Source organism: Chitinophaga silvatica, assembly GCF_003419895.1.
GTDB classification, from domain to species: Bacteria; Bacteroidota; Bacteroidia; order Chitinophagales; family Chitinophagaceae; genus Chitinophaga; species Chitinophaga silvatica.
Genome location: NZ_QPMM01000003.1, coordinates 64,265 through 83,490 on the forward strand (window position 1 = coordinate 64,265; position 19,226 = coordinate 83,490).

At 41.1% G+C, this 19,226-nt stretch carries 16 protein-coding genes; 5 read left to right on the forward strand and 11 right to left on the reverse strand.

Going from position 1 to position 19,226, the window contains the following annotated elements:
- Complete coding sequence (locus tag DVR12_RS08125; RefSeq protein WP_116975174.1) at window positions 1–1,086, reverse strand: anhydro-N-acetylmuramic acid kinase; 1,086 nt, start codon at window positions 1,084–1,086, stop codon at window positions 1–3.
- A 111-nt stretch (window positions 1,087–1,197) separates the two neighbouring features.
- On the opposite strand from DVR12_RS08125, the gene upp reads away from it, so the two are divergent.
- From upp to DVR12_RS08145, 4 genes are all read left to right on the forward strand, one after another.
- Entirely contained in the window at window positions 1,198–1,851 is a 654-nt protein-coding gene (gene upp, locus DVR12_RS08130; RefSeq protein ID WP_116975175.1) for a uracil phosphoribosyltransferase, read from the forward strand.
- 168 nt (window positions 1,852–2,019) lie between these two features.
- Window positions 2,020–3,036 (forward strand): PorP/SprF family type IX secretion system membrane protein, encoded by a 1,017-nt coding sequence (locus DVR12_RS08135; protein WP_116975409.1) that lies wholly within the window; start codon window positions 2,020–2,022, stop codon window positions 3,034–3,036.
- 139 nt (window positions 3,037–3,175) lie between these two features.
- Window positions 3,176–3,940, forward strand: coding sequence for an EI24 domain-containing protein (locus tag DVR12_RS08140; RefSeq protein WP_116975176.1), 765 nt, complete (start codon window positions 3,176–3,178; stop codon window positions 3,938–3,940).
- Entirely contained in the window at window positions 3,940–4,656 is a 717-nt protein-coding gene (locus DVR12_RS08145; protein WP_116975177.1) for an SAM-dependent methyltransferase, read from the forward strand. The genes DVR12_RS08140 and DVR12_RS08145 overlap by 1 nt, the downstream gene beginning before the upstream one ends.
- 45 nt (window positions 4,657–4,701) lie before the next feature.
- Here DVR12_RS08145 and DVR12_RS08150 read toward each other — a convergent pair whose 3' ends face one another.
- The gene (locus DVR12_RS08150) at window positions 4,702–5,097 is read right to left on the reverse strand and encodes a hypothetical protein (RefSeq protein WP_116975178.1); all 396 of its coding nucleotides are present in this window, start codon (window positions 5,095–5,097) and stop codon (window positions 4,702–4,704) included.
- 23 nt (window positions 5,098–5,120) lie between these two features.
- Window positions 5,121–6,491, reverse strand: coding sequence for a M20/M25/M40 family metallo-hydrolase (locus DVR12_RS08155; protein WP_116975179.1), 1,371 nt, complete (start codon window positions 6,489–6,491; stop codon window positions 5,121–5,123).
- A gap of 219 nt (window positions 6,492–6,710) precedes the next feature.
- Here DVR12_RS08155 and bshA point away from each other — a divergent pair, with 219 nt between their 5' ends.
- The gene (gene bshA / locus DVR12_RS08160) at window positions 6,711–7,850 is read left to right on the forward strand and encodes an N-acetyl-alpha-D-glucosaminyl L-malate synthase BshA (protein WP_116975180.1); all 1,140 of its coding nucleotides are present in this window, start codon (window positions 6,711–6,713) and stop codon (window positions 7,848–7,850) included.
- On the opposite strand, the gene DVR12_RS08165 is transcribed toward bshA, so the two are convergent.
- From DVR12_RS08165 to porU, 8 genes are all read right to left on the reverse strand, one after another.
- A complete protein-coding gene (locus DVR12_RS08165) occupies window positions 7,847–9,232 on the reverse strand; it encodes a murein hydrolase activator EnvC family protein (RefSeq protein WP_147323430.1) in 1,386 nt (461 codons plus the stop codon). The genes bshA and DVR12_RS08165 overlap by 4 nt on opposite strands.
- A gap of 42 nt (window positions 9,233–9,274) precedes the next feature.
- Window positions 9,275–10,669 (reverse strand): murein hydrolase activator EnvC family protein, encoded by a 1,395-nt coding sequence (locus tag DVR12_RS08170; protein WP_158563234.1) that lies wholly within the window; start codon window positions 10,667–10,669, stop codon window positions 9,275–9,277.
- Window positions 10,670–10,773: 104 nt separating this feature from the next.
- Window positions 10,774–11,565 (reverse strand): DUF4292 domain-containing protein, encoded by a 792-nt coding sequence (locus DVR12_RS08175; protein WP_158563235.1) that lies wholly within the window; start codon window positions 11,563–11,565, stop codon window positions 10,774–10,776.
- Window positions 11,566–11,642: 77 nt separating this feature from the next.
- Window positions 11,643–13,373, reverse strand: coding sequence for a tetratricopeptide repeat protein (locus tag DVR12_RS08180; RefSeq protein WP_116975184.1), 1,731 nt, complete (start codon window positions 13,371–13,373; stop codon window positions 11,643–11,645).
- 3 nt (window positions 13,374–13,376) lie between these two features.
- Window positions 13,377–13,820, reverse strand: a complete 444-nt coding sequence (gene dut / locus DVR12_RS08185) for a dUTP diphosphatase (protein WP_116975185.1) — start codon at window positions 13,818–13,820, stop codon at window positions 13,377–13,379.
- A 48-nt stretch (window positions 13,821–13,868) separates the two neighbouring features.
- Window positions 13,869–14,357, reverse strand: coding sequence for a 2-C-methyl-D-erythritol 2,4-cyclodiphosphate synthase (ispF, locus tag DVR12_RS08190; protein ID WP_116975186.1), 489 nt, complete (start codon window positions 14,355–14,357; stop codon window positions 13,869–13,871).
- Between the two features lie 119 nt (window positions 14,358–14,476).
- Entirely contained in the window at window positions 14,477–15,652 is a 1,176-nt protein-coding gene (gene porV / locus DVR12_RS08195; protein ID WP_116975187.1) for a type IX secretion system outer membrane channel protein PorV, read from the reverse strand.
- Between the two features lie 104 nt (window positions 15,653–15,756).
- Window positions 15,757–19,143 carry a type IX secretion system sortase PorU gene (gene porU, locus DVR12_RS08200; RefSeq protein WP_116975188.1) on the reverse strand — a complete coding sequence of 1,129 codons (3,387 nt, stop codon included), beginning with the start codon at window positions 19,141–19,143 and terminating at the stop codon, window positions 15,757–15,759.
- Window positions 19,144–19,226 lie beyond the last annotated feature (83 nt).

Consider the following 19,226-nt stretch of genomic DNA (forward strand, 5'->3'; position numbering starts at 1 on the left):
TTAACGGCTTATCCACAACGCTCCGTTAACAGAATTCTCACTTGCTCCTGTAACTGAGCTCATAACATTTTCTTCCTGTCTCCAACGTAATGTTCCAATAAAAGCCATAATCAATGCTTCTTTGAATTTCACTATCTGGGCATCAGGCACTTCTACCTCTACGTTTAAAGGTGCGAGTAAGTCGCCAAGCCGCTGAATCAGAAATGTATTGAAAGCTCCTCCGCCAGTTACCAACATCTTTGTGGCATCGGCAGACTCCGCCTTTAACTTAGTAACTGCATTAAAAATTTGTTGTGCAATATGCTCTGTATAAGTCCTCAGCTTCCCCTGAACGGAAACTTTGCGACTATTGATCAACGGGAGTATAGTATCAGTTCCAAAATCGTTGGCCAATGATTTTGGCCAGTTTTGGGCATAATAAGGAAGGGCATTTAATTCTGCCAGCAACTCATTATCTATTGTTCCACCAGCGGCCAAGGCTCCGCCATCATCGAAAGACCGGTTTAATGCGCTGGCCAGATTATCAAGCACCCGGTTTGCAGGACATACATCAAATGCAACATACTCGTCTGCTGCTGCAGAAATATTAGCGATACCACCCAAATTCAGATAGTATTGATAACCAGGTAATAAGAATTTTTCTCCGATAGGAACCAATGGAGCTCCTTGTCCACCTAATGCCACATCTACAGCACGCAGGTCTGTAATAACCGGTAGGCCGGTTACTGCGGTAATTGCAGCTCCATCTCCTAACTGTGCAGTCATTTTTTGGGAAGGAATATGGAAGGAGGTATGCCCATGAGAAGCAATAAAATGAACTTTATGATCTAGTTGATGCCGCTCAATAAAGCTCATAATTTGTTGGCCGGTATAATGTCCGTATGCGGTATGCAGGAGTAAATATTCTCTGGCCGGAAGGTTTACGGCATCTGCAAGGCGGTCGGACCACGACTGTTCATAAGGAATGCTTTCGGCTTCTTTTATTTCAAAAGTCCATTGTCCTCTTATTTCGGTAAGCGTTGCAAAAACTATATCCAAGCCATCAAGCGAACTACCCGACATAGTGCCAATCACATTATATACCATCTGCTAAAAATTTGGGCAAAGGTAAATTATTAAGTCCTAAGCTACTACCCTATTATTCCTACCTATTTCCTCAATTTTTTCGGTATTTTGCGGCCTCAAAGCAAATGGCCCATGATTATTAATCTTAGTGAAACCAATTCATTGGTTGGAGAATGGTTAAGTGAAATTAGAAGTCGGGATGTGCAGCAGGATCGCATGCGCTTTCGTCGGAATATGGAGCGCCTTGGAGAGGTGGCTGCATATGAGATCAGCAAAACACTTGAGTATGAGGAAAAAGAGGTAACTACTCCTATGGGGATAGCTACTTGCAGAGTATTGAAATCACAGCCAGTTCTGGCAACTATTCTGCGTGCCGGATTGGCGTTGCACCAAGGTGTTCTGCATTATTTTGATAAGTCTGATCATGCATTTATTTCTGCCTATCGAAAACATAATCATGATGGCTCTTTCGATATTAGCCTGGAATATGTTAGCACCCCTTCTATTGAAGGTCAGGTACTTATCGTTTCAGACCCAATGCTGGCAACCGGTGCTTCCCTGGTAAAAACCATCGAGCATCTGGCGGAAATAGGCAAACCAAGTCATATTCACCTGGTGGTAGCAATAGCTTGTACTGTTGGAATTGAATATGTTTTAAGAAATATTACTGCCCCTATCACTATCTGGGCAGGAGATATCGACGATGAATTAACTGCTAAAGGGTATATAGTTCCCGGCCTGGGCGATGCCGGTGATTTAGCTTTTGGAAATAAATTACAACAATAATCTAAAATTGACGTTTTTCGAATAGCAGTTTCGTATCTTTTGATATGGAATTGCTATTATTTTTTCATGTATACCCGTATTAATACATGAATTTAATTTGAGATATGACTTTAAAAGCGTACCTTCACAAGTATTGCATATCCTATGCTATTTAAGCCTTTATTACGTATGAAAAGAGCTTTACTATTCCTGACCATATTACTTTATTTTAATCCGTTGCGGGCACAGGACCCGCATTTCTCACAATTTTTTGCCTCTCCGCTTACCCTTAACCCGGCATTTACAGGCCTATTTTCCGGAGATTATCGTTTATCTGGTAACTATAGATCTCAATGGCGTAGCATTTCCTCTCCTTTCGTTACCGGAACTGCAGCTGTAGATTTTGGAATTCTTAAGGATGTTATTTCTTACACCGATATCTGGGGGGTAGGATTAATGGCGATGTACGACAGATCAGGTGGTGGCGCCCTTACATCTACTTATCTCTCGATGAGTACTGCTTATCACAAGGGGCTTGATCCCGAAGGTAATCATACCCTGGCTATTGGATTACAAGGAACATTGGTACAAAAAAGGGTCGATAATACTAAACTTCAATTTGAAAATCAGATAGATAACAACGGATATAATCCGTCTATCCCCAGTAATGAAATACTGGTAAATCCTAAAATCACCTATTTCGATCCTAATGTGGGTATCCTCTATAATGGCTTAATTGGTGAATCTTCCAATATTTACCTGGGTGCCTCCTATTATCATATCACTCAACCTACCGAATCTTTCATGAACCTTACCCAGAATCGTTTAAGCTATCGCTGGACTATACATGGTGGGGGTTCTGTTCCGGTTAACGACCGCGGCGATCGCTTCCATGGTAGTGTTTTATACATGAAACAAAGTACTGCCAGTGAGTTTACTTTCGGTGGGGCGTATGGATTTATGTTGAATGACATGGATGATAAACCTACCACTTTTTACCTGGGTAGCTGGTACAGATTGAAAGATGCTGTAATCCCATACGTAGGAATGGAAATTAAAGGATTTCAGATTGGGTTGACATACGACACCAACGTATCTACTTTAAAACCAGCTTCTAATTATCGTGGGGGTGTTGAATTATCGATAATCTATATTCACTCGAGAAACGAAAATAATAAGTATAAAACCTTGTGCCCAAGATTTTAATCCTGTAGATTATGGATTTTATTGGAAAAAATGCCGATAAATCCATAATCTGTATTCTTATTTAATAATACTTTCCTTAGTTTGCATTCTCTTAACCGTGAACATTAACTAATTCCGTTACTATAAAATTTTAGAGGCGTTGTTTTCATTCAGAGAAGTTCTGTCGGCAGTCCAGGCATATGGGAAAGCACACCGTTTTATTACGCAGAACAAATTATGGAAGTGGATACTGATTCCAGGTATCATTTACTGTATTCTATTCGTACTAGGTGTATATTTCGTATGGGGATATTCAGGTGATTTTGTCAATTACGTTACAAAATTGCTGCACATCACTGATTGGGTGCAGGATCTTGAAAGTAGCTGGGTAAGCTTCCTATTCATACTTGTAGGGTTTTCCGTTCAGGTAATCTTCGTTTACTGGTACTTCTCTTATTTTAAATATCTCTTTCTTATTGTTGCTTCCCCGGTATTTTCTTATCTCTCAGAAAAAACCGAAGCAATTCTGGATCATAAAGATTTTCCCTTTAGCTGGACTCAATTAGGCCAGGATATTCTAAGAGGCATCAAAATGTCGTGCCGTAATATTGTATATCAGACCGGTGCTATCCTGATTCTTCTCTTAGTTTCTTTTATTCCTGTAGTAGGCTGGCTTACTCCTATGATCGGATTTTTCATTGAAGCCTATTTCTTTGGCTTCTCAATGATGGATTATAGTTGTGAACGGCATCGTCTTAATATGTCTCAAAGTATTAACTTTATCAGGCAACACCGTGGCATGGCCCTGGGCAATGGCATGGTATTTTATGTTTTCATGTTGATTCCTGTAATCGGATGGATGTTGGCTCCTTCTTACGCAGTAATTGCAGCCACTATCGACTTACAACATAAAAGACTGAAATAATGAGCAATACTATTGGGAGAGTTTATCTCATTCCTACTGTACTGAGTCCTGACACTCTTTTCACCATTCCTGCCTATGTAACTGCGCTGGTACAGCAGTTAAGTGTTTTTTATGTTGAAAATGAACGTACAGCACGCCGCTACCTGAAAGCGTTGGATCGAAATATCAATATAGATAATCTGACCCTTGTGCCTATGAATGAAAATCAGGCACCGGATCTGGCACTGGCTAAAAAACTATTGCTCGAAGGAAAAGATATTGGTATCATCAGTGAAGCCGGGGTTCCTGCAATTGCCGATCCTGGCCACCTGGTTGTAAGAGCTGCACATAGCATTAATGCACCCGTGATTCCAATGGTTGGCCCAAGTTCTATTTTACTTGCCCTGATGGCTTCCGGCATGAACGGACAAAACTTTCAGTTTGTTGGTTATCTGCCAATTAAACCTCCGGAAAGAACTAAGATGCTTAAAGAGCTGGAACTCGAATCAGAAAGAAAAAGCCAGACCCAACTCTTTATAGAAACACCGTACAGAAATAATCAGCTGTTAAAAGATCTACTGGATACCTGTAAGGAACATACTCAGCTTTGCATAGCTGTGGATATAACCGCTCCTACTGAATTCATTAAAACAATGTCGGTCCGTGATTGGAAAAAACAATCGCCGGACCTTCATAAAAGACCGGCGATTTTTCTGTTATATGCAGGAAGAATATAAGACTAAGGTTTCTGCCTACCTTCCATATACTGGAAGAACATGAGACTAAGGTATTTGTCCACCTCCCATATTACTATCTCTGATTGAAATTATACTATCTACAATAAATGAGCTATATCCTCTCCAGGGTAAGGAACCGAGATATTCTTTATAATGCAGCTCAACGGTTTTACCACTTGCTGTCATTAGCTGCTGGGCTATTCTCTCGCTGGTTACTGAAAACTGAAATTCGTTCGACTGTATAGTTCCGGCTACTTTACCCCGGTATCCCGACTGTATCAATCGTCCTTCATAAGTTTTAAAAACATAACCTTTCTGAACGAAGTAATTTAACTCCCCAGCCTTCACTCCCCGGCCAAACACGAAGTAGAATTTGTAAAAGAAAACTCCTCCCAGGATCAATACAACTAAAGCAATTACAATAAATAGAAATCGGCCCATAGAGATAATAATTAGCTATAAGATTAGAAATATTTATCTACAAGATAAATGAATCCTGCCATTCCAACAGCTCCTAATTCCAATTCGCGTTTATTCACCCCTTCAAATACATCATTTGCAGCATGGTGAACGTCAAAATAACGCTGAGAGTCGGGAATTAGTTCAGCCATTGGTACTCCAAGGGCTCTATGAATTGGGCCAACGTCGGTGCCCCCTCCGTCTTCTGTTAAATCATAAATTCCATACGGTTCCAGTAATGAGCGCCATGTTAGTATTTTTGCTCTCTTATCTGCATCCATTGTTGAAGCAATACCACGCGGAGTATAGCCGCCAGCATCACTTTCAAGTGCCATGATATGCTTCTCATTGCGTTCCTTCGCCAGTTCTGCATATTTGCTTCCGCCGCGGGCACCGTTTTCTTCGTTAGCAAAAAGAACTATCCTGATAGTTCTTGATGGTTTTATACCTACTGCTTTATAAGCTCTTAATACCTCTATAGATTGTACACAACCCGCACCATCGTCTTGAGCCCCTTCACAAATATCCCAGGAGTCGAGGTGGCCTCCAACTGTAATGAACTCATTGGCACGATCACTTCCCCTAAGTTCAGCCACCACATTATGCCCGATAGTATCCTGAAGCATCTGGCAATTAGTCTTTAAAAAGATGTTGGCTGTAGCATCATCCTTCAAACGCTGGCTTAGCATATCAGCATCTTCAAGTCCGATAGCAACTGCCGGAATCTGCGGTAAAGCGCTGTCGTAATGCAGTGATCCGGTGTGTGGAAAATTATTCTGGCCATGCGACATTGAACGAACAATTACGGCAACAGCACCATATTTGGCAGCACGGCTGGCTCCTTGTCCACGATACTTCACAGCATCGCCATAGGCATGGAAAGTTTTAACGAATGTTGGATTGAAGTGATAGTTATAGAAAACTATTTTCCCTTTGATCTGGTCTTTCTTCGCTTCTAAGTCGTCGAATGATGCAACTTCGATGACAGGAGCAGTAACGCCATCGGCCCCGGTTCCTACAGAATTGCCTAATGCAAGAATGTTGAGCGGTGGGATAAAATCGCGGCGTTTAGAAATAATACGGGCTTCTTCCCTTTCACCTCTTACCCAATGAGGTACCATGCACTCCTGCAGATATACGGTATCTGCACCAGCCGCTTTCAGGGCTGCAACGCCCCATTGTTCGGCTTTCACCATCTGTGGTGAACCCGCTAATCTGCCGCCGATTTGCTTGGTTAGTACTCGTAAATTTTCGTAAGCCGTACTGTGGGTTAAAACTTCGTCGGCTATTTTTTTAATGGTTAGTGAGTCGTTATGCTGAGCTGATGCCACCAATGGCAAGGCCCAGGAGCATAAAACTGCTAAGTATTTCTTCATATGGAAAGCTGACACAGGTTAATTAATCATTAAAACTAATTAAAAAAAGCCTATCACTGTTTGAAAAAAAGCAATCTTCTCTTTAAAATCTCTTGTTTTTCAATAATTAAGATCATCAATATGATATAAAATTAACATATCGATGACGAATCATGCCCGGCGGATTGATACTATGCCATTTGCTTTTTAGTACCTTTGCAGAATGCAAAAAAAATAAACATGCGCATAGGAATAGTATGTTACCCTACTTATGGTGGAAGTGGGGTATTGGCCACAGAGCTTGGTAAAGCGTTGGCAGACAAAGGCCATATGGTCCACTTTATTACTTATCAACAGCCTGTAAGGCTAAACGCGTTTCACGCTAATATATATTATCACGAAGTTCAGGTTCCAACATATCCATTATTCGATTTCCCGCCTTATGAATCGGCTTTAAGTAGTACGATGGTGGATGTTATCATTAATCAAAAGCTGGATCTGCTACACGTACATTATGCCATTCCACATGCCTCTACCGCATACATGGCAAAGCAAATTGTAAAGAAGCACGGAAGAACTGTGCCTTTCATTACTACATTGCACGGTACTGATATTACCTTAGTTGGAAAAGATAAAACGTATGAACCAGTAGTTACTTTTTCGATAAATGAATCGGATGCAATTACTGCTGTATCAGAGAACCTGCGTGATGAAACTTATAAGTCTTTCCCTATTGAGAAAGATATTTCTGTGATCTACAACTTCGTGGATACTCAACGTTTCTCTCGTCGTGATCTTCCGCATTTCAGACAGGCTATAGCTCCTAATGGAGAAAAAATTCTGTTGCACGTTTCCAACTTCCGTAAAGTAAAAAGAGTACCTGATGTAGTTAAAGTATTTGCATTGGTACGTAAGGAAATTCCTGCTAAACTCTTGCTGGTGGGTGACGGACCCGACAGGCCTTCTATCGAGTGCCTATGCAGAGAATTAGGAATTTGTGAAGATGTAAGATTTGTAGGTAAACAAGAACAACTGGAAGATGTTATGTCGATCAGTGATCTGTTTATTCTGCCTTCAGATTATGAGAGCTTTGGTTTGGCAGCATTGGAAGCAATGGCAGCAAGAGTGCCGGTTATTTCCTCCAATGCAGGTGGATTACCGGAAATTAATATTCCTGGTCAGACGGGCTACATGAGCAATGTTGGTGATGTTGAAAACATGGCAGCTAATGCTCTTAAATTGCTTAAAGATGAAGCCTTACTGGAAAAAGTAAGACAAGGAGCCTGGGAACAAGCGCAACGCTTCCATATCGACAATATCATTCCTAAGTATGAAGCATTATACGAAGAAGTATTGCAAAACCAGGTACAGTTGCTCTAACGGCTACGCAACCATCTTTCAGGATTTTGCTTAGCCATGTTTTTGTAAACCTGTAGTTCTATTTCTCCGTTTGCACTTGCGGAAGAAGGAGCCGCAGAACCAAGTACATGCCCGCGTTTCACAACATTACCCTTGTTTACGCGCACATTTACCAGTCTTACATAGTTTGTAAAATATTTACCATGGCGTAGGGTAACCATATATCCTGCGCCTGGTACCTGAAATACCATAATTACCTCTCCATCAAAAATAGCTTTCACCGGAGCCCCTTTTGCAGTAGTAATAATAATTCCGTTATTATCTACATCTACCTTTCCGATTTTACCGGCACCAAAATGCCCGGTAATACGGCCGGCATCTACAGGCCATGGTAACCTTCCTTTATTAGCTTCAAAATCACGAGCCAGGGATAAGGCTTCCGGAGTGGCCACCAGTGCTTCTTCACTTGATACTTTTACTGGAGCAGTAGTATTATCTTCTTCTTCGTCTTTTTCCTCCTTAGGCTCGGGAACAGGTTTTACAGGTTTATGATTCTTCTTTGCAGCTGCTATTTCAGCTTTCCGTTTTGCTTCTGCAGCTTTACGCTTTTTTTCCGCCTCCGCTTTTCTCTTAGCTAAAGCAGCAGCAGCGGCCTTTCTCTGCGCTTCTGCTATCTCTCTTCTGATAGCTTCCTGAATTGCTTTATCTACCTGTCTGGCAGCCGCCCTACTGGTTTCTATTTGTTGTTGCAGATCTTTTTCCTGGTCTTTCAGCTGTGCGATCGTCTGATCAGTTTCTTTCTTATCTGCGATCAATACATTTCTCTGTTGCTGTTCTGTTTTCAGAGCCCCGGATTTTTCGGCTTTTTGCACCTGAAGATCTGCGAGCTTCTGGCTTAATAATGTACGGGTAGAGAGAAGGCTTTCTGCCTGTCTTTTCCTATTTTCCCTGTATTGACGCAAGTATTCATACCTACGAAGTGCATCATTGAAACTATTTGCTGAAAACAGGAAATTCAGCACATCGTAACTATCTCTTGATTTATAGGCGTATACCAATAATTCGGCATACCTGGCGCGAAGGGAGTCGACCTCCAGTTCCAGCGTACGTACGTTATTGTTAGTAGAGGAAATATCGCCTTCAATGGCTTTGAGCTCCAGATTAATACCGGCGATCTGGTTATTACGGGTAGAGATCTTTTGTTCTAATCCACGTTGTAAAACCAGATTCTGTTTAGCAGACTTTCTGTTTAACTGTAGTGCTTTATTGGCTTCAGCTATCTCCTTAAGTAATTGTTCTTTTTGTTTCTCTAGTGCGGTGCGCGACTGTTTGTTGCCCCGCTGGGCAAATAACAGCGTAGGCAATAGCCATAGAGCCATCAAAAGAGGGATCAACTTTCTCAAAAAAAATGCATTTGGTTAGTAAGTACTCTGGAAAGCTATAACTTATCTTCTACGAATCCATTGTTCAGGATCCTGTTTGTTAACACCTTTCCATATTTGCAATTCAACTTCTCCGGTATTTTCAATATCATTGGTGCTGGCAGTACCAATTACCTGACCTGTTTTCACCATATCACCTTTCTTCACCCGGGTAGTTTGCAAACGTACATAGGTAGTAAAGTATTGTCCGTGACGAATAATAATTACATATCCCGAACCTGGCATTACCACAACAGATTTTACTTCACCATCGAAAATGGATTTAACATTACCACCTTTATTGGTAGCGATAACGATACCGTCGGAAGGTACAGTAATATGCTCCATTACGGCGTGTTGGTGAATACCAAAATGTTCGATAATATTTCCGGCATCAACTGGCCATGGTAGTTTGCCTCTGTTGGCCTCAAAGCTTTCAGAAAGCGCCAGGGCTTCCGGCGTAGCTTCCAATACGTTTTCAGTTCTGGTAACCGTTTTCTCTGGCTCAGGGGCCGGAGCTGGTTTAGGAGGAGCCGGAGTTGGTGTTGGTGTAACCGGCGCTGGAGTAGCATTAGAATTATTATTGGCAGCGGCTGCAGCTTTTTCTTTTTCTGCTGCGGCTAAAGCGGCTTTCCGGGCTTCTTCGTCTCTTCTCTTTTTCTCTTCAGCGGCTTTTTTACGGGCAGCATCCTCTTCGGCAGCCTTGCGGCGGGCTTCCTCAATTTCTTTACGGATTACAGCCCTGATTGCAGCCTGCACTTTTTGTGCATCTTTATTACGTTGATTAATATCTGCGACTAATTCTTTTTCTCTTCCCTTTAGCTTATCCAGTACTTCGTCTTTCTCCTTCTTATCCTGTTCCAGTGTGGAGCGCTGTTCCTGTTCGGTTTTTAAGGCATCTGCACGTTTTACTTTCTGCGATTCGAGGCTCTGAACTTTCTTATTGAGTTGTTCCTGAGTAGTTACAATATTATCTGCCTGTCTGCGGCGGTATTCCCTGTATTGTTTTAAATATTGAAACCTTTTAACGGCATCATTAAAGCTTTCGGCAGAGAATACGAAGTTTAGCATATCGTAGGAAGAACGATATTTATAAGCATAAACTACGAGTTGGGCATATTGTGATTTAAGGGTATCCAGGTCTTTCTGTAGTGTTTTAATATCTTTCGTTGCAGTATTAATGTCGCCATTAATAAAGTTGATTTCACCGTTGATATTATTGATCAAGCGGGTACGGAGAGTGATTTTATCTCTCAGGGCCCGTAACTGGCCCAGGCTTTCTTTTGTAGATTTCTTAGTTTCTTTCAGTTGCTCGTTCGCTTCATCTATCTCGCGTTGCAATTCTCTCTTCATTCGTTCGAGGTCTTCGCGCGACTGTTGGGGTTGGCCAGTAGACTGAGCAACCAATACGGTCGGCATCAACCATATGATTAACATGAATGGGAAAAGCTTCTTCAAATACAACATGACTGAATTTAATAACTACTAATTAAATAAAGATACAATCTTTCTAAGTTAATGCATTACATCCTTTTGTAGCTAGATGGCATACTGAAAGGGAAAGTCAGAGGAATATCAAAGTCGTAGCGGGTAAAGTCTAATGATACCTTCGTAACATTTTTCTCTTCTATATAAATTCTCCTGGTAGTAGAGAATTTACGACCGGCAACTTTGGCGTAATCGCCATAGGTCAGTTCGCAGGAGCGTCTGATTGGAGCGGTACTATCCTTGTCAAGCACTTTACTTTGTTGCAAAACATAATCATCAGCATAAACATTGAAAAGGCTGGTGAATTTGCTATGATCGCAACTAAATGAAATAACTGAAGGTGTTTTTATTACCTGATAGATAGAATCTGTCAGGTAAACAGGATTGCCAATTAACATATCCTGGAGTGTACTAAAATCGAATGGAATATTTAACAATTCTTCAGCATCAGACATTTTTCTGAGGTAGAGTTGTTTATCCAATCTGTTATACATTTTAAGGCTATCGGGAGTGATAACAGCTCTGATTACTTCGTCAACGATCGGCGCTGAAACTGAAATCCAGATGATGCTATCTTTTTTGATACGGAGGGTAGCGTTCAGATTATTATGGCTTTTCTTATCTGTTTCAAAAGCCAGTTTCATTCTTCCGGAGAAGGTATTGAAATCGATATGATTGGTATGAATACCTTTCAACATTTCCGAAGTAAATAGCTGTAATGCTTTAATAGCAGCGCTATCTTCTGTTTTGACGGGAGCAACCTTTCCGGTATCAGCTGCAGGAAAAGTATTTCGGGCAAGCTTTCGCGGATGGCGGCAGGCCATCATGACAGTTAAATTAATTAATATTAAAAATGTGGTAGTTATTTTTCCCTTCATCGAGCAATGTTCTTATAGCTAAAAGCCTATTGAATATATCTTTTTTCAGCGATCTTACGGGCCAGGTCATTAGAAGAAGCTCCTTTATCTTTTGCCTTTTGCCAATATTCCACTGCTTTTGTCACTTCTTTAAGATTATATAGGATATCTCCATAATGTTCTAAAACATTAGGATTTTTCTGTGCGTCCGGATATTCTAATGCTTTTTCGATCCATTCTTTTGCTTCCTTGAATTTTTCCTGTCGGAATAATATCCATGCATAAGTATCCATGTAAGTTGGGCTATCAGGTTCCAGCTGTAACGACTCTCTTGACATTTCTTCAGCTCTGTCGAGGTTTTCGCCTCTGAGAGATAGATAGTAGCTGTAATTGTTCATAATCAGGGCATCTTTCGGGCGAAGGCGAAGGGCCGACTCGTAGCTGCTATCTGATTGATGATGTTGCCCGGTTGCGTGATAAGCATCTCCTAAAAGAGAATAAATATCACCCATAAATCTCTTCTCACCATTTCCAATATCCAATGCAGTATTCAATGACCCTATGGCACTTGGATATTGTTGTAATAAGAAGTTGGCTACCCCTTTGAAGTAGTAGCCCATAAATTCTTTTGGGAATCTGTTAGTAACAGTATTACTAAGTGTGAGCAAGGCAGCAGGATCATTCTTTCGGGAATAGATCCACATGAGCTGATACCAGACAGAAAATCTGGAATCATCTAACTGCAAAGCTTTTTTATAGCTTTCTTCTGCGCTATCGAGTTGATCTGCCTGTGAAAACATATCCCCGCGTAATGCATAAGCTTTAGCATCTTTTGGGTGCGCCTTTATAATCAGCGCAGTGAGTTTTAATCCTTCATCGATCTTTCCTGAATCGACGGTCATCATTTGTAAATAAGGATAAACAAATGCCACCTTTTCATCTATGCTATAATAAGGATTTGCGAAAGCTTTTGAGAGGTTTGCCCAATAGCTTTTAGAATCATTATGTTTTTTGGCGAAAGAAGAAAGTGCGATTAAGGCTCTGGGGTTATCAGGATCTTTGGTTAAAGCCTGCTGATATACTTTAGTAGCCTCAGCTTCCATATCGTTGGCGTCATAAATTTCGGCCAGCAATATGTAATATTTAACTTCATCCGGATTCTTATCTATCAATTTCTTTACTTCTGCGGCGGCATCCTCTACGAGGCTAAGACGCAGTAAAAGTCTTTGTTTTTGATAAACTATTTCTTCTACTACCCCAACCTTCTCTTCCAACTGATTTAAGACTGCTAATGCCGATGCAGGTTTATTTGCCTTAGCTAATAAAATAGCTTTGTTATAGATATAGTCTTCGTTGTCTGGATATTGTTGAATTAATTTATTAAAGACAATTGCAGCACTATCATATTTTTCATTAACAGCATAGGCATCTGCTAAAGTCACCAGCATCCAATGGTTCTGAGAATCGAGGGCTACGGCCTGGCGGGCAAAATTCAGGGAACTGGCAGGATTCTGCAGTTCCATCTGTAATCTGGCCATTTCGTAGTATGGAGTAGCATTTTGTTTGTTTAACCGCAGATAGTCGCTGTACTGAGTAACAGCAGTATGATAGTCACCCAACATTTTAGAACGTTGAGCGGCAAAGAAAAGGCTGTCTGCCCGTTGAGAAAGTACGGCAGCGTTTCTGGCAGAAGTAATGCGGGAGGCATGTTTTCCTCCACTGCAAGCAGCTACCAACAATACTCCAGTTAGCCCTATTACGGTTAAAGTTATCCGCATTAATCAGGATTTGCCCGTATGACCAAAGCCTCCCGTACCTCTTACGGTATCCGTGAGTACTGTAACCGGTTCTATTACTGCCTGAACAAATGGGGCAATAACCATTTGGGCAATACGGTCGCCAGGCTGGATGGTCTGCGGTTCGTTAGATAAATTAATCAATATTATCTTGATTTCCCCTCTATAATCGGCATCGATAGTACCAGGCGTATTCAACAATGTTAATCCTTGTTTGATGGCGAGGCCACTGCGCGGCCTAACTTGTGCTTCATACCCGGCAGGTAGTTCCATAAATAATCCTGTAGGTATTAGCATACGTTCTAATGACTGCAATGTAACTGCAGTTTCCAAATGAGCACGTAAATCCATTCCTGCTGCATCTGCAGTTGCATAAGCCGGCAATTCGTTTCCAGACTTGTTAATGATTTTCACAATTATTTCTGCCATTCGACAAAGATATTTTAAATAATTACGAATTACGAATGGATCGTTGATTTACCCCGGAAGATGCTCCAATAAAACTACAGCATGAGCCGTTACCCCTTCTTCCCGGCCTATGAAGCCCAGTTTTTCGGTGGTAGTGGCTTTCACAGAAACATCATCAATTCCAATATGTAATATTTTTGCAATTACTTCCTGCATAGTCGCCACATAAGGCTTGATTTTAGGAGCCTGCAGAAGCAGGGTGCTATCAACATTTACGACCTGATAACCTCTTTCACCGATCAATTGTGCACATCTGGCCAACAAAATTTTGCTGTCTATATTCTTATAAGTATCGTCGGTATCCGGAAAATGCATTCCAATATCTCCTAACGAAAGCGCGCCTAACATTGCATCACAAATTGCATGTAGAAGTACGTCTGCATCACTATGGCCCAAAGCTCCCTTATGGTGAGGTACCAACACTCCTCCTAACCAGAATTCGCGTCCTTCAACCAATTGGTGAAAATCTATGCCCATGCCAATACGAATCTTACTCATAATTTAAGTTTTATTAGTCCTGCCACCTTGCAAGATAAAGCAATAAAAACAAAAATCCCTCCGGGTAGCGGAGGGATTCTATCATAAAATTTTGTTATTTAATGAATTAAATGACCTCCTTACCACCCCGTCCTGCTTTCTTCATCTCTGGGCCCCAGGTCGAAAGTCAGTGTAAAACGTAAGGTATTTGAGAGCGGGTTACGTTGAATACCCGTTCCTGAAGGTACCAGGTAGGAGAAGTTTAATCCGAAAATATCGTATTTCACACCAATACCAGCTGTAAAGTATTTCCTATTCCCTTTAAATTTATTTTCATTAAAGTAACCTGCTCTTACAGCAAATGCCTTATTATACCAATATTCCATACCCACAGAATACATTAGCTCCTGTAATTCTTCCTTCATGCCTCCCGGAGCATCTCCAAAAGAACTGAAGATTCCTTCCAAAGTACCTTTTGACTTATAATTACCGGAAGAATCGGGTGTAGGAACTAGTAATTTATTGATATCCAATGCAAAGGTGATATCATTTTTCTCGTCAATCGATACAGTATAGGCAGTACCGATAGCCAGGTTGGTTGGTAAAAAATCCTTGTACTGTGCAGAACTGGTATAGGAAATTTTAGCACCAAGGTTAGAAATTGACATCCCAATATTCAGGCGGTTTACTAAACCATCATCTTTCTCAAAATCTTTGGTATAAAACCCTGATACATCAACTGCAAAGGTTTTAGCTGGTTTAATCTGAATATTATCTCTGGTCTGACCACCAGCCAGATTTGAGTAGATATAATGACCAGTAAGGCCTACAGAAAAATGATCGCTTAACTTACGGGCGTAACCTGCATCAAATGCAAATTCCCTAGGTCGGAAATCACCTGTTTCTCTTCCTGTTACATCTGTAAAATTGATGGTACCAAGGGAAAAATAACGTAGAGATCCTGAAATAGCCTGCATTTCATCCAGCTTTGTATAGCCAGTGAGAGATGCGAGAAAAACGTCATTTACCAGTTCTTTTAACCATGGGGTATAGGTAACTGCAAGACCTGCATTTTTCTCTGCAAAAGGTAGTTTAGAAAGATTGTTGTAAATAGAATAAGCGTCTGGAGATATGGCCACACCTGCATCGCCCATTGCACCACTACGTGCATCAGGAGTGATTCTCAAAAATGGCACAGCAGTATTCACCACATTAGTACGACCATCTATCTGCCCCGTTTGTATTTGCGCTGAGGTATTTAAACTTAGGAAAGTACCATAAACGAGCGCAAAGCCCATTATTACCTTTCGGATCATGCAGATTTTAGTATTTGATAAAAATGTAAAAATAATCTAATTTATTAAAATTTAATAGAAAGGGGTTTATTGGGATAATGGCAAAAATTATTTCCCTGCATAGGCTATAACAACACCAGTTTTCCTCCCTTAACTTTCGTTCCTTTACTCGTTTTGATTGCTAACCTGTAAACATACAAACCAGAAGATAACTTTGCTCCCGAATCACTACGACCATCCCAGGGCATTCCATCATAACGACCATTGGTAGAAATTATTGTATCATGCATCGTTTTTACCAATCTTCCTTCTATTGTAAAAATTTGCAACGTTAAATCCAGCTCCTCATCCTGCTGATTATGAATAAAAGTAAATCTTGTAGCTCCCTGAACCGGGTTTGGATAATTCCTTACTTGCTCTACAGCCAGTATTCCCTCCTCTGATACAGTAAACGCAATAGTTGTGGTAGATTTATTATTATAATTGTCCCATGCCTGAATAGTAATATTATGTGTTCCTGTCTCTAATCTGCTTAAAGGATAATAAATACTGTTCTTTCTAAAATTATCCAAATATGCTTCAAAATAATCATTTAACACAATATATTCAGTTCCATCTAAAAGCGCCGTAACTAAATGCGCCGGATCATTCCCACTTATATTTATACCACTGGAATCTGCAAGATCTATTATCAGCAATGGAGACCGACCTACTATATCATTATTTTTGAACCTTCGGCTATCTAACCAGGCATTTATAACGGGGCCGGTTATATCCGCAGGAATGTTAGTAGCTACTCCCCCAGTTGTAAAGTTATTAGTATATCCAGCTCCATCTATTTGCTCATTCGTAGCATAGTAACTAAACTTACCCTTACCGGTTCCTGCCCGTATATCGATGGGCGCCACAAAGGTAAAAGAAAAATCACCGTTTGCGACAGTTTGAGTTCCCTGAAACAAGATATTTTTTTGCTGCTGCCAGGGTACTGAAATACTTCCTGCATCATTCCCCCTTGTTTGCTCCCGGGATGGCTGATCATAAACGGTCGTGTACAGCTTTCCGTTAAAATCTTTATACCTGCTTCCATCAATTTTCTCAAGATGCCCTTTTATTATATAAGTACCCAACCCTTTAATGGTATCAATACCTGGCAATCCATTAACCGAATCAGTTACTATCCTGAACGTTGGATATCCTAATCTAAGCGCCGGATCTCCCAGTAATTGAAACTTACGATTATTGATAAAATCGTTCGACTGCCTGTAAGTAAGATTCTTCGCCAGCATGGCCGCCGTTCCCAGTGTTGGCATACCTTGCTCTTCCCTGATCAAAGCAGCTTTAAAGTAGTTTTCATTGATAATCCTGTTAGAGGCAGCCACTACAGCCCTTGTAGTGGTCATTAGAGCAATACTTCCCCCCTCCGGCATAAACAGAATTTTATGCCCCAGAGATGTGATTCCCGGATCGTCGAAGGGTGCAAAATCGCAGGTCGCTGTAATGAATAGGGGAAGTTTATTCTTATTCTGCCAGGAACTAAGACTATTCGCATCAATGATACTTTCAGCAGCAAGCCTCATACTACTCCCATGCCCGGTATAATTAAGAATTAATGCTCCCTGATTAATTCCTTTATTAATTGCACTATTCACTTCAGGAGCTGTTGATATTCCGGATTTAATCACCTGTGGGTATGCATCAACATAAATCTTATTCAAATTAAAAACCGGTGCCGCTTCCGCTATAACCTCTGCCAGCCTCTCTGCATCATTAAAATGCAAATTATTATCCTCATCATCTGCAATAATCATAACATCGTTCCGCCACTTTCCCAGCGCTGCCGGCTCATAATAACGGATAATCTTATTTACAGCAATCGTAGCTTCATTTGCGTTAGTAGCCGGGATACGGCCAATTCCCGTCTCCAGTGTATCGGCTTTATCTGTTCTGTTTATATCCCCACCTGGCGCAAGAATCCCGAAAAAGTCGTCTGACACATAAGATCGTAAGCCATCTAAACTGGCGAAGCTTTGCCAGGATGGCACCAGGTTGGTATTATTCTTAACCCTATTTTTGTAGTCATAGGATGCAGCTCCAAACAGCAATAGATACTTAGGAGCCTTGCCCCGGTCAGCAAACATTTTTACATAATTACGTATAGCCACCAAATCAGGAGTTCCACTTCCAAACTCGTTATATACCTCCTGAGTTGTAACAACATTTACGGCTAATTGATCCTTTTCCCTGTGAAATGCTGCCAGTCGCTCGGCCTGTGCTTTAAACAGACCATAAGTAATAATCAGCATATCAACCGTATGCTGCCCATGGAGATTTTGATTGGGCACAATACCATTATAAGCAGGTTGCCTTACGTCTGATATCCTGAAAGCCAGGTATTCCCTTGTAGTATCGCCGGGTGAGGTAAAAAATACTGAATCCACTTTCCTTGAAAGCAGCATTTCTTCTGGCGCCATCGGGTTTGTTACATCCCAGATCTGCAATTGATCCGGCGCCTTATTCAGCCCAAACCTTACCAAAGTCTTGTTTACTACAGCCCTGCTTCTGAAGTCCAGTATTCCATCAGGCATAGTAAGCGGACAACGGACCTGTACTTCTAAATAATCCAGCCACCCTTTATCATTAATATTGTCGGGTTGCAGGCTAACCTGAACGTTGATCTGTGAGCTATTAACCTTTGCACTGCCTTCACCGGTGGAAGCAGAAGCTACTCCTTCAAACACATTATCTGTAACCGGCAACAGATAAAGATTATTAATTGCTGAAGCCTGATTAACAGCCGCATTGAAGTTACACCCACCAATACTTTTGCCTGCTACCCTCATTTTCAGCCTCACCGGTTCAACAGGCGTACCTGGTAATGAGAAATTATAATTTCTTGAAAGCCCAACTACATTACTAAACTCCTGCCCCCACCATTGCTTACCGGTACTAAGAAAATTGATGCTATCACGCTCATACCAGGCATGAAAATCGAATGATGTTTCAGTGATGACCGGAAGACCGGGCGAAACCTGCGAGCGGATTCTTAATCCATTTGCCCCTCCAATGTTGAGATAATAATAGGAAGAATCGGAATAGAGATGTTGTTCATGATAAAAATTACCGGTGTTATCAACTTTCCACCGATGTGGCCCGGGGGCATAAAACAACAGATAGTCGTTTCCGTTTAGGATGCCATCTCCATCATCAACTGCCCAAAGAGCTACCTCAGGGAGGTCATCTGTATAGGAAGCACTCGTTTCTTCTCCCATCATAGCCCCTCCGGAACCATGTAAATGAATCTGATTTATAGGAATAGGAGTTCCTCCAACGCCCATACGTTGAAGAAGAGACAGATCAAGTTTATAAATACCCGGCTGTCCGATAGCCAGTTGAAACCAGGAACCGGAAGACAAAACCGACCTTTCTTTATATTCACGTTTACCCTGTGCAAATAAATTTGCTGAATATTTAGAAAATAGTAAAAGGCAAATAAAAATGTGCTTGAGTTTCATTATTTTAATCGCCGTTTTCTGCCTAAAGATATAGTTGGATATAGGTATAGCCTATACGAATGGCAGCAAATTACAAATTAATT

Coding starts and splice junctions, on each gene's coding strand:
- DVR12_RS08175 (WP_158563235.1), bottom strand. CDS start 11,565: ATGATGGCCTGCCGCCATCCGCGAAAGCTTGCCCGAAATACTTTTCCT.
- ispF (WP_116975186.1), bottom strand. CDS start 14,357: ATGAGTAAGATTCGTATTGGCATGGGCATAGATTTTCACCAATTGGTT.
- bshA (WP_116975180.1), top strand. CDS start 6,711: ATGCGCATAGGAATAGTATGTTACCCTACTTATGGTGGAAGTGGGGTA.
- DVR12_RS08145 (WP_116975177.1), top strand. CDS start 3,940: ATGAGCAATACTATTGGGAGAGTTTATCTCATTCCTACTGTACTGAGT.
- DVR12_RS08155 (WP_116975179.1), bottom strand. CDS start 6,491: ATGAAGAAATACTTAGCAGTTTTATGCTCCTGGGCCTTGCCATTGGTG.
- porV (WP_116975187.1), bottom strand. CDS start 15,652: ATGATCCGAAAGGTAATAATGGGCTTTGCGCTCGTTTATGGTACTTTC.
- DVR12_RS08170 (WP_158563234.1), bottom strand. CDS start 10,669: ATGCCGACCGTATTGGTTGCTCAGTCTACTGGCCAACCCCAACAGTCG.
- porU (WP_116975188.1), bottom strand. CDS start 19,143: ATGAAACTCAAGCACATTTTTATTTGCCTTTTACTATTTTCTAAATAT.
- dut (WP_116975185.1), bottom strand. CDS start 13,820: ATGGCAGAAATAATTGTGAAAATCATTAACAAGTCTGGAAACGAATTG.
- DVR12_RS08135 (WP_116975409.1), top strand. CDS start 2,020: ATGAAAAGAGCTTTACTATTCCTGACCATATTACTTTATTTTAATCCG.
- upp (WP_116975175.1), top strand. CDS start 1,198: ATGATTATTAATCTTAGTGAAACCAATTCATTGGTTGGAGAATGGTTA.
- DVR12_RS08180 (WP_116975184.1), bottom strand. CDS start 13,373: ATGCGGATAACTTTAACCGTAATAGGGCTAACTGGAGTATTGTTGGTA.
- DVR12_RS08150 (WP_116975178.1), bottom strand. CDS start 5,097: ATGGGCCGATTTCTATTTATTGTAATTGCTTTAGTTGTATTGATCCTG.
- DVR12_RS08125 (WP_116975174.1), bottom strand. CDS start 1,086: ATGGTATATAATGTGATTGGCACTATGTCGGGTAGTTCGCTTGATGGC.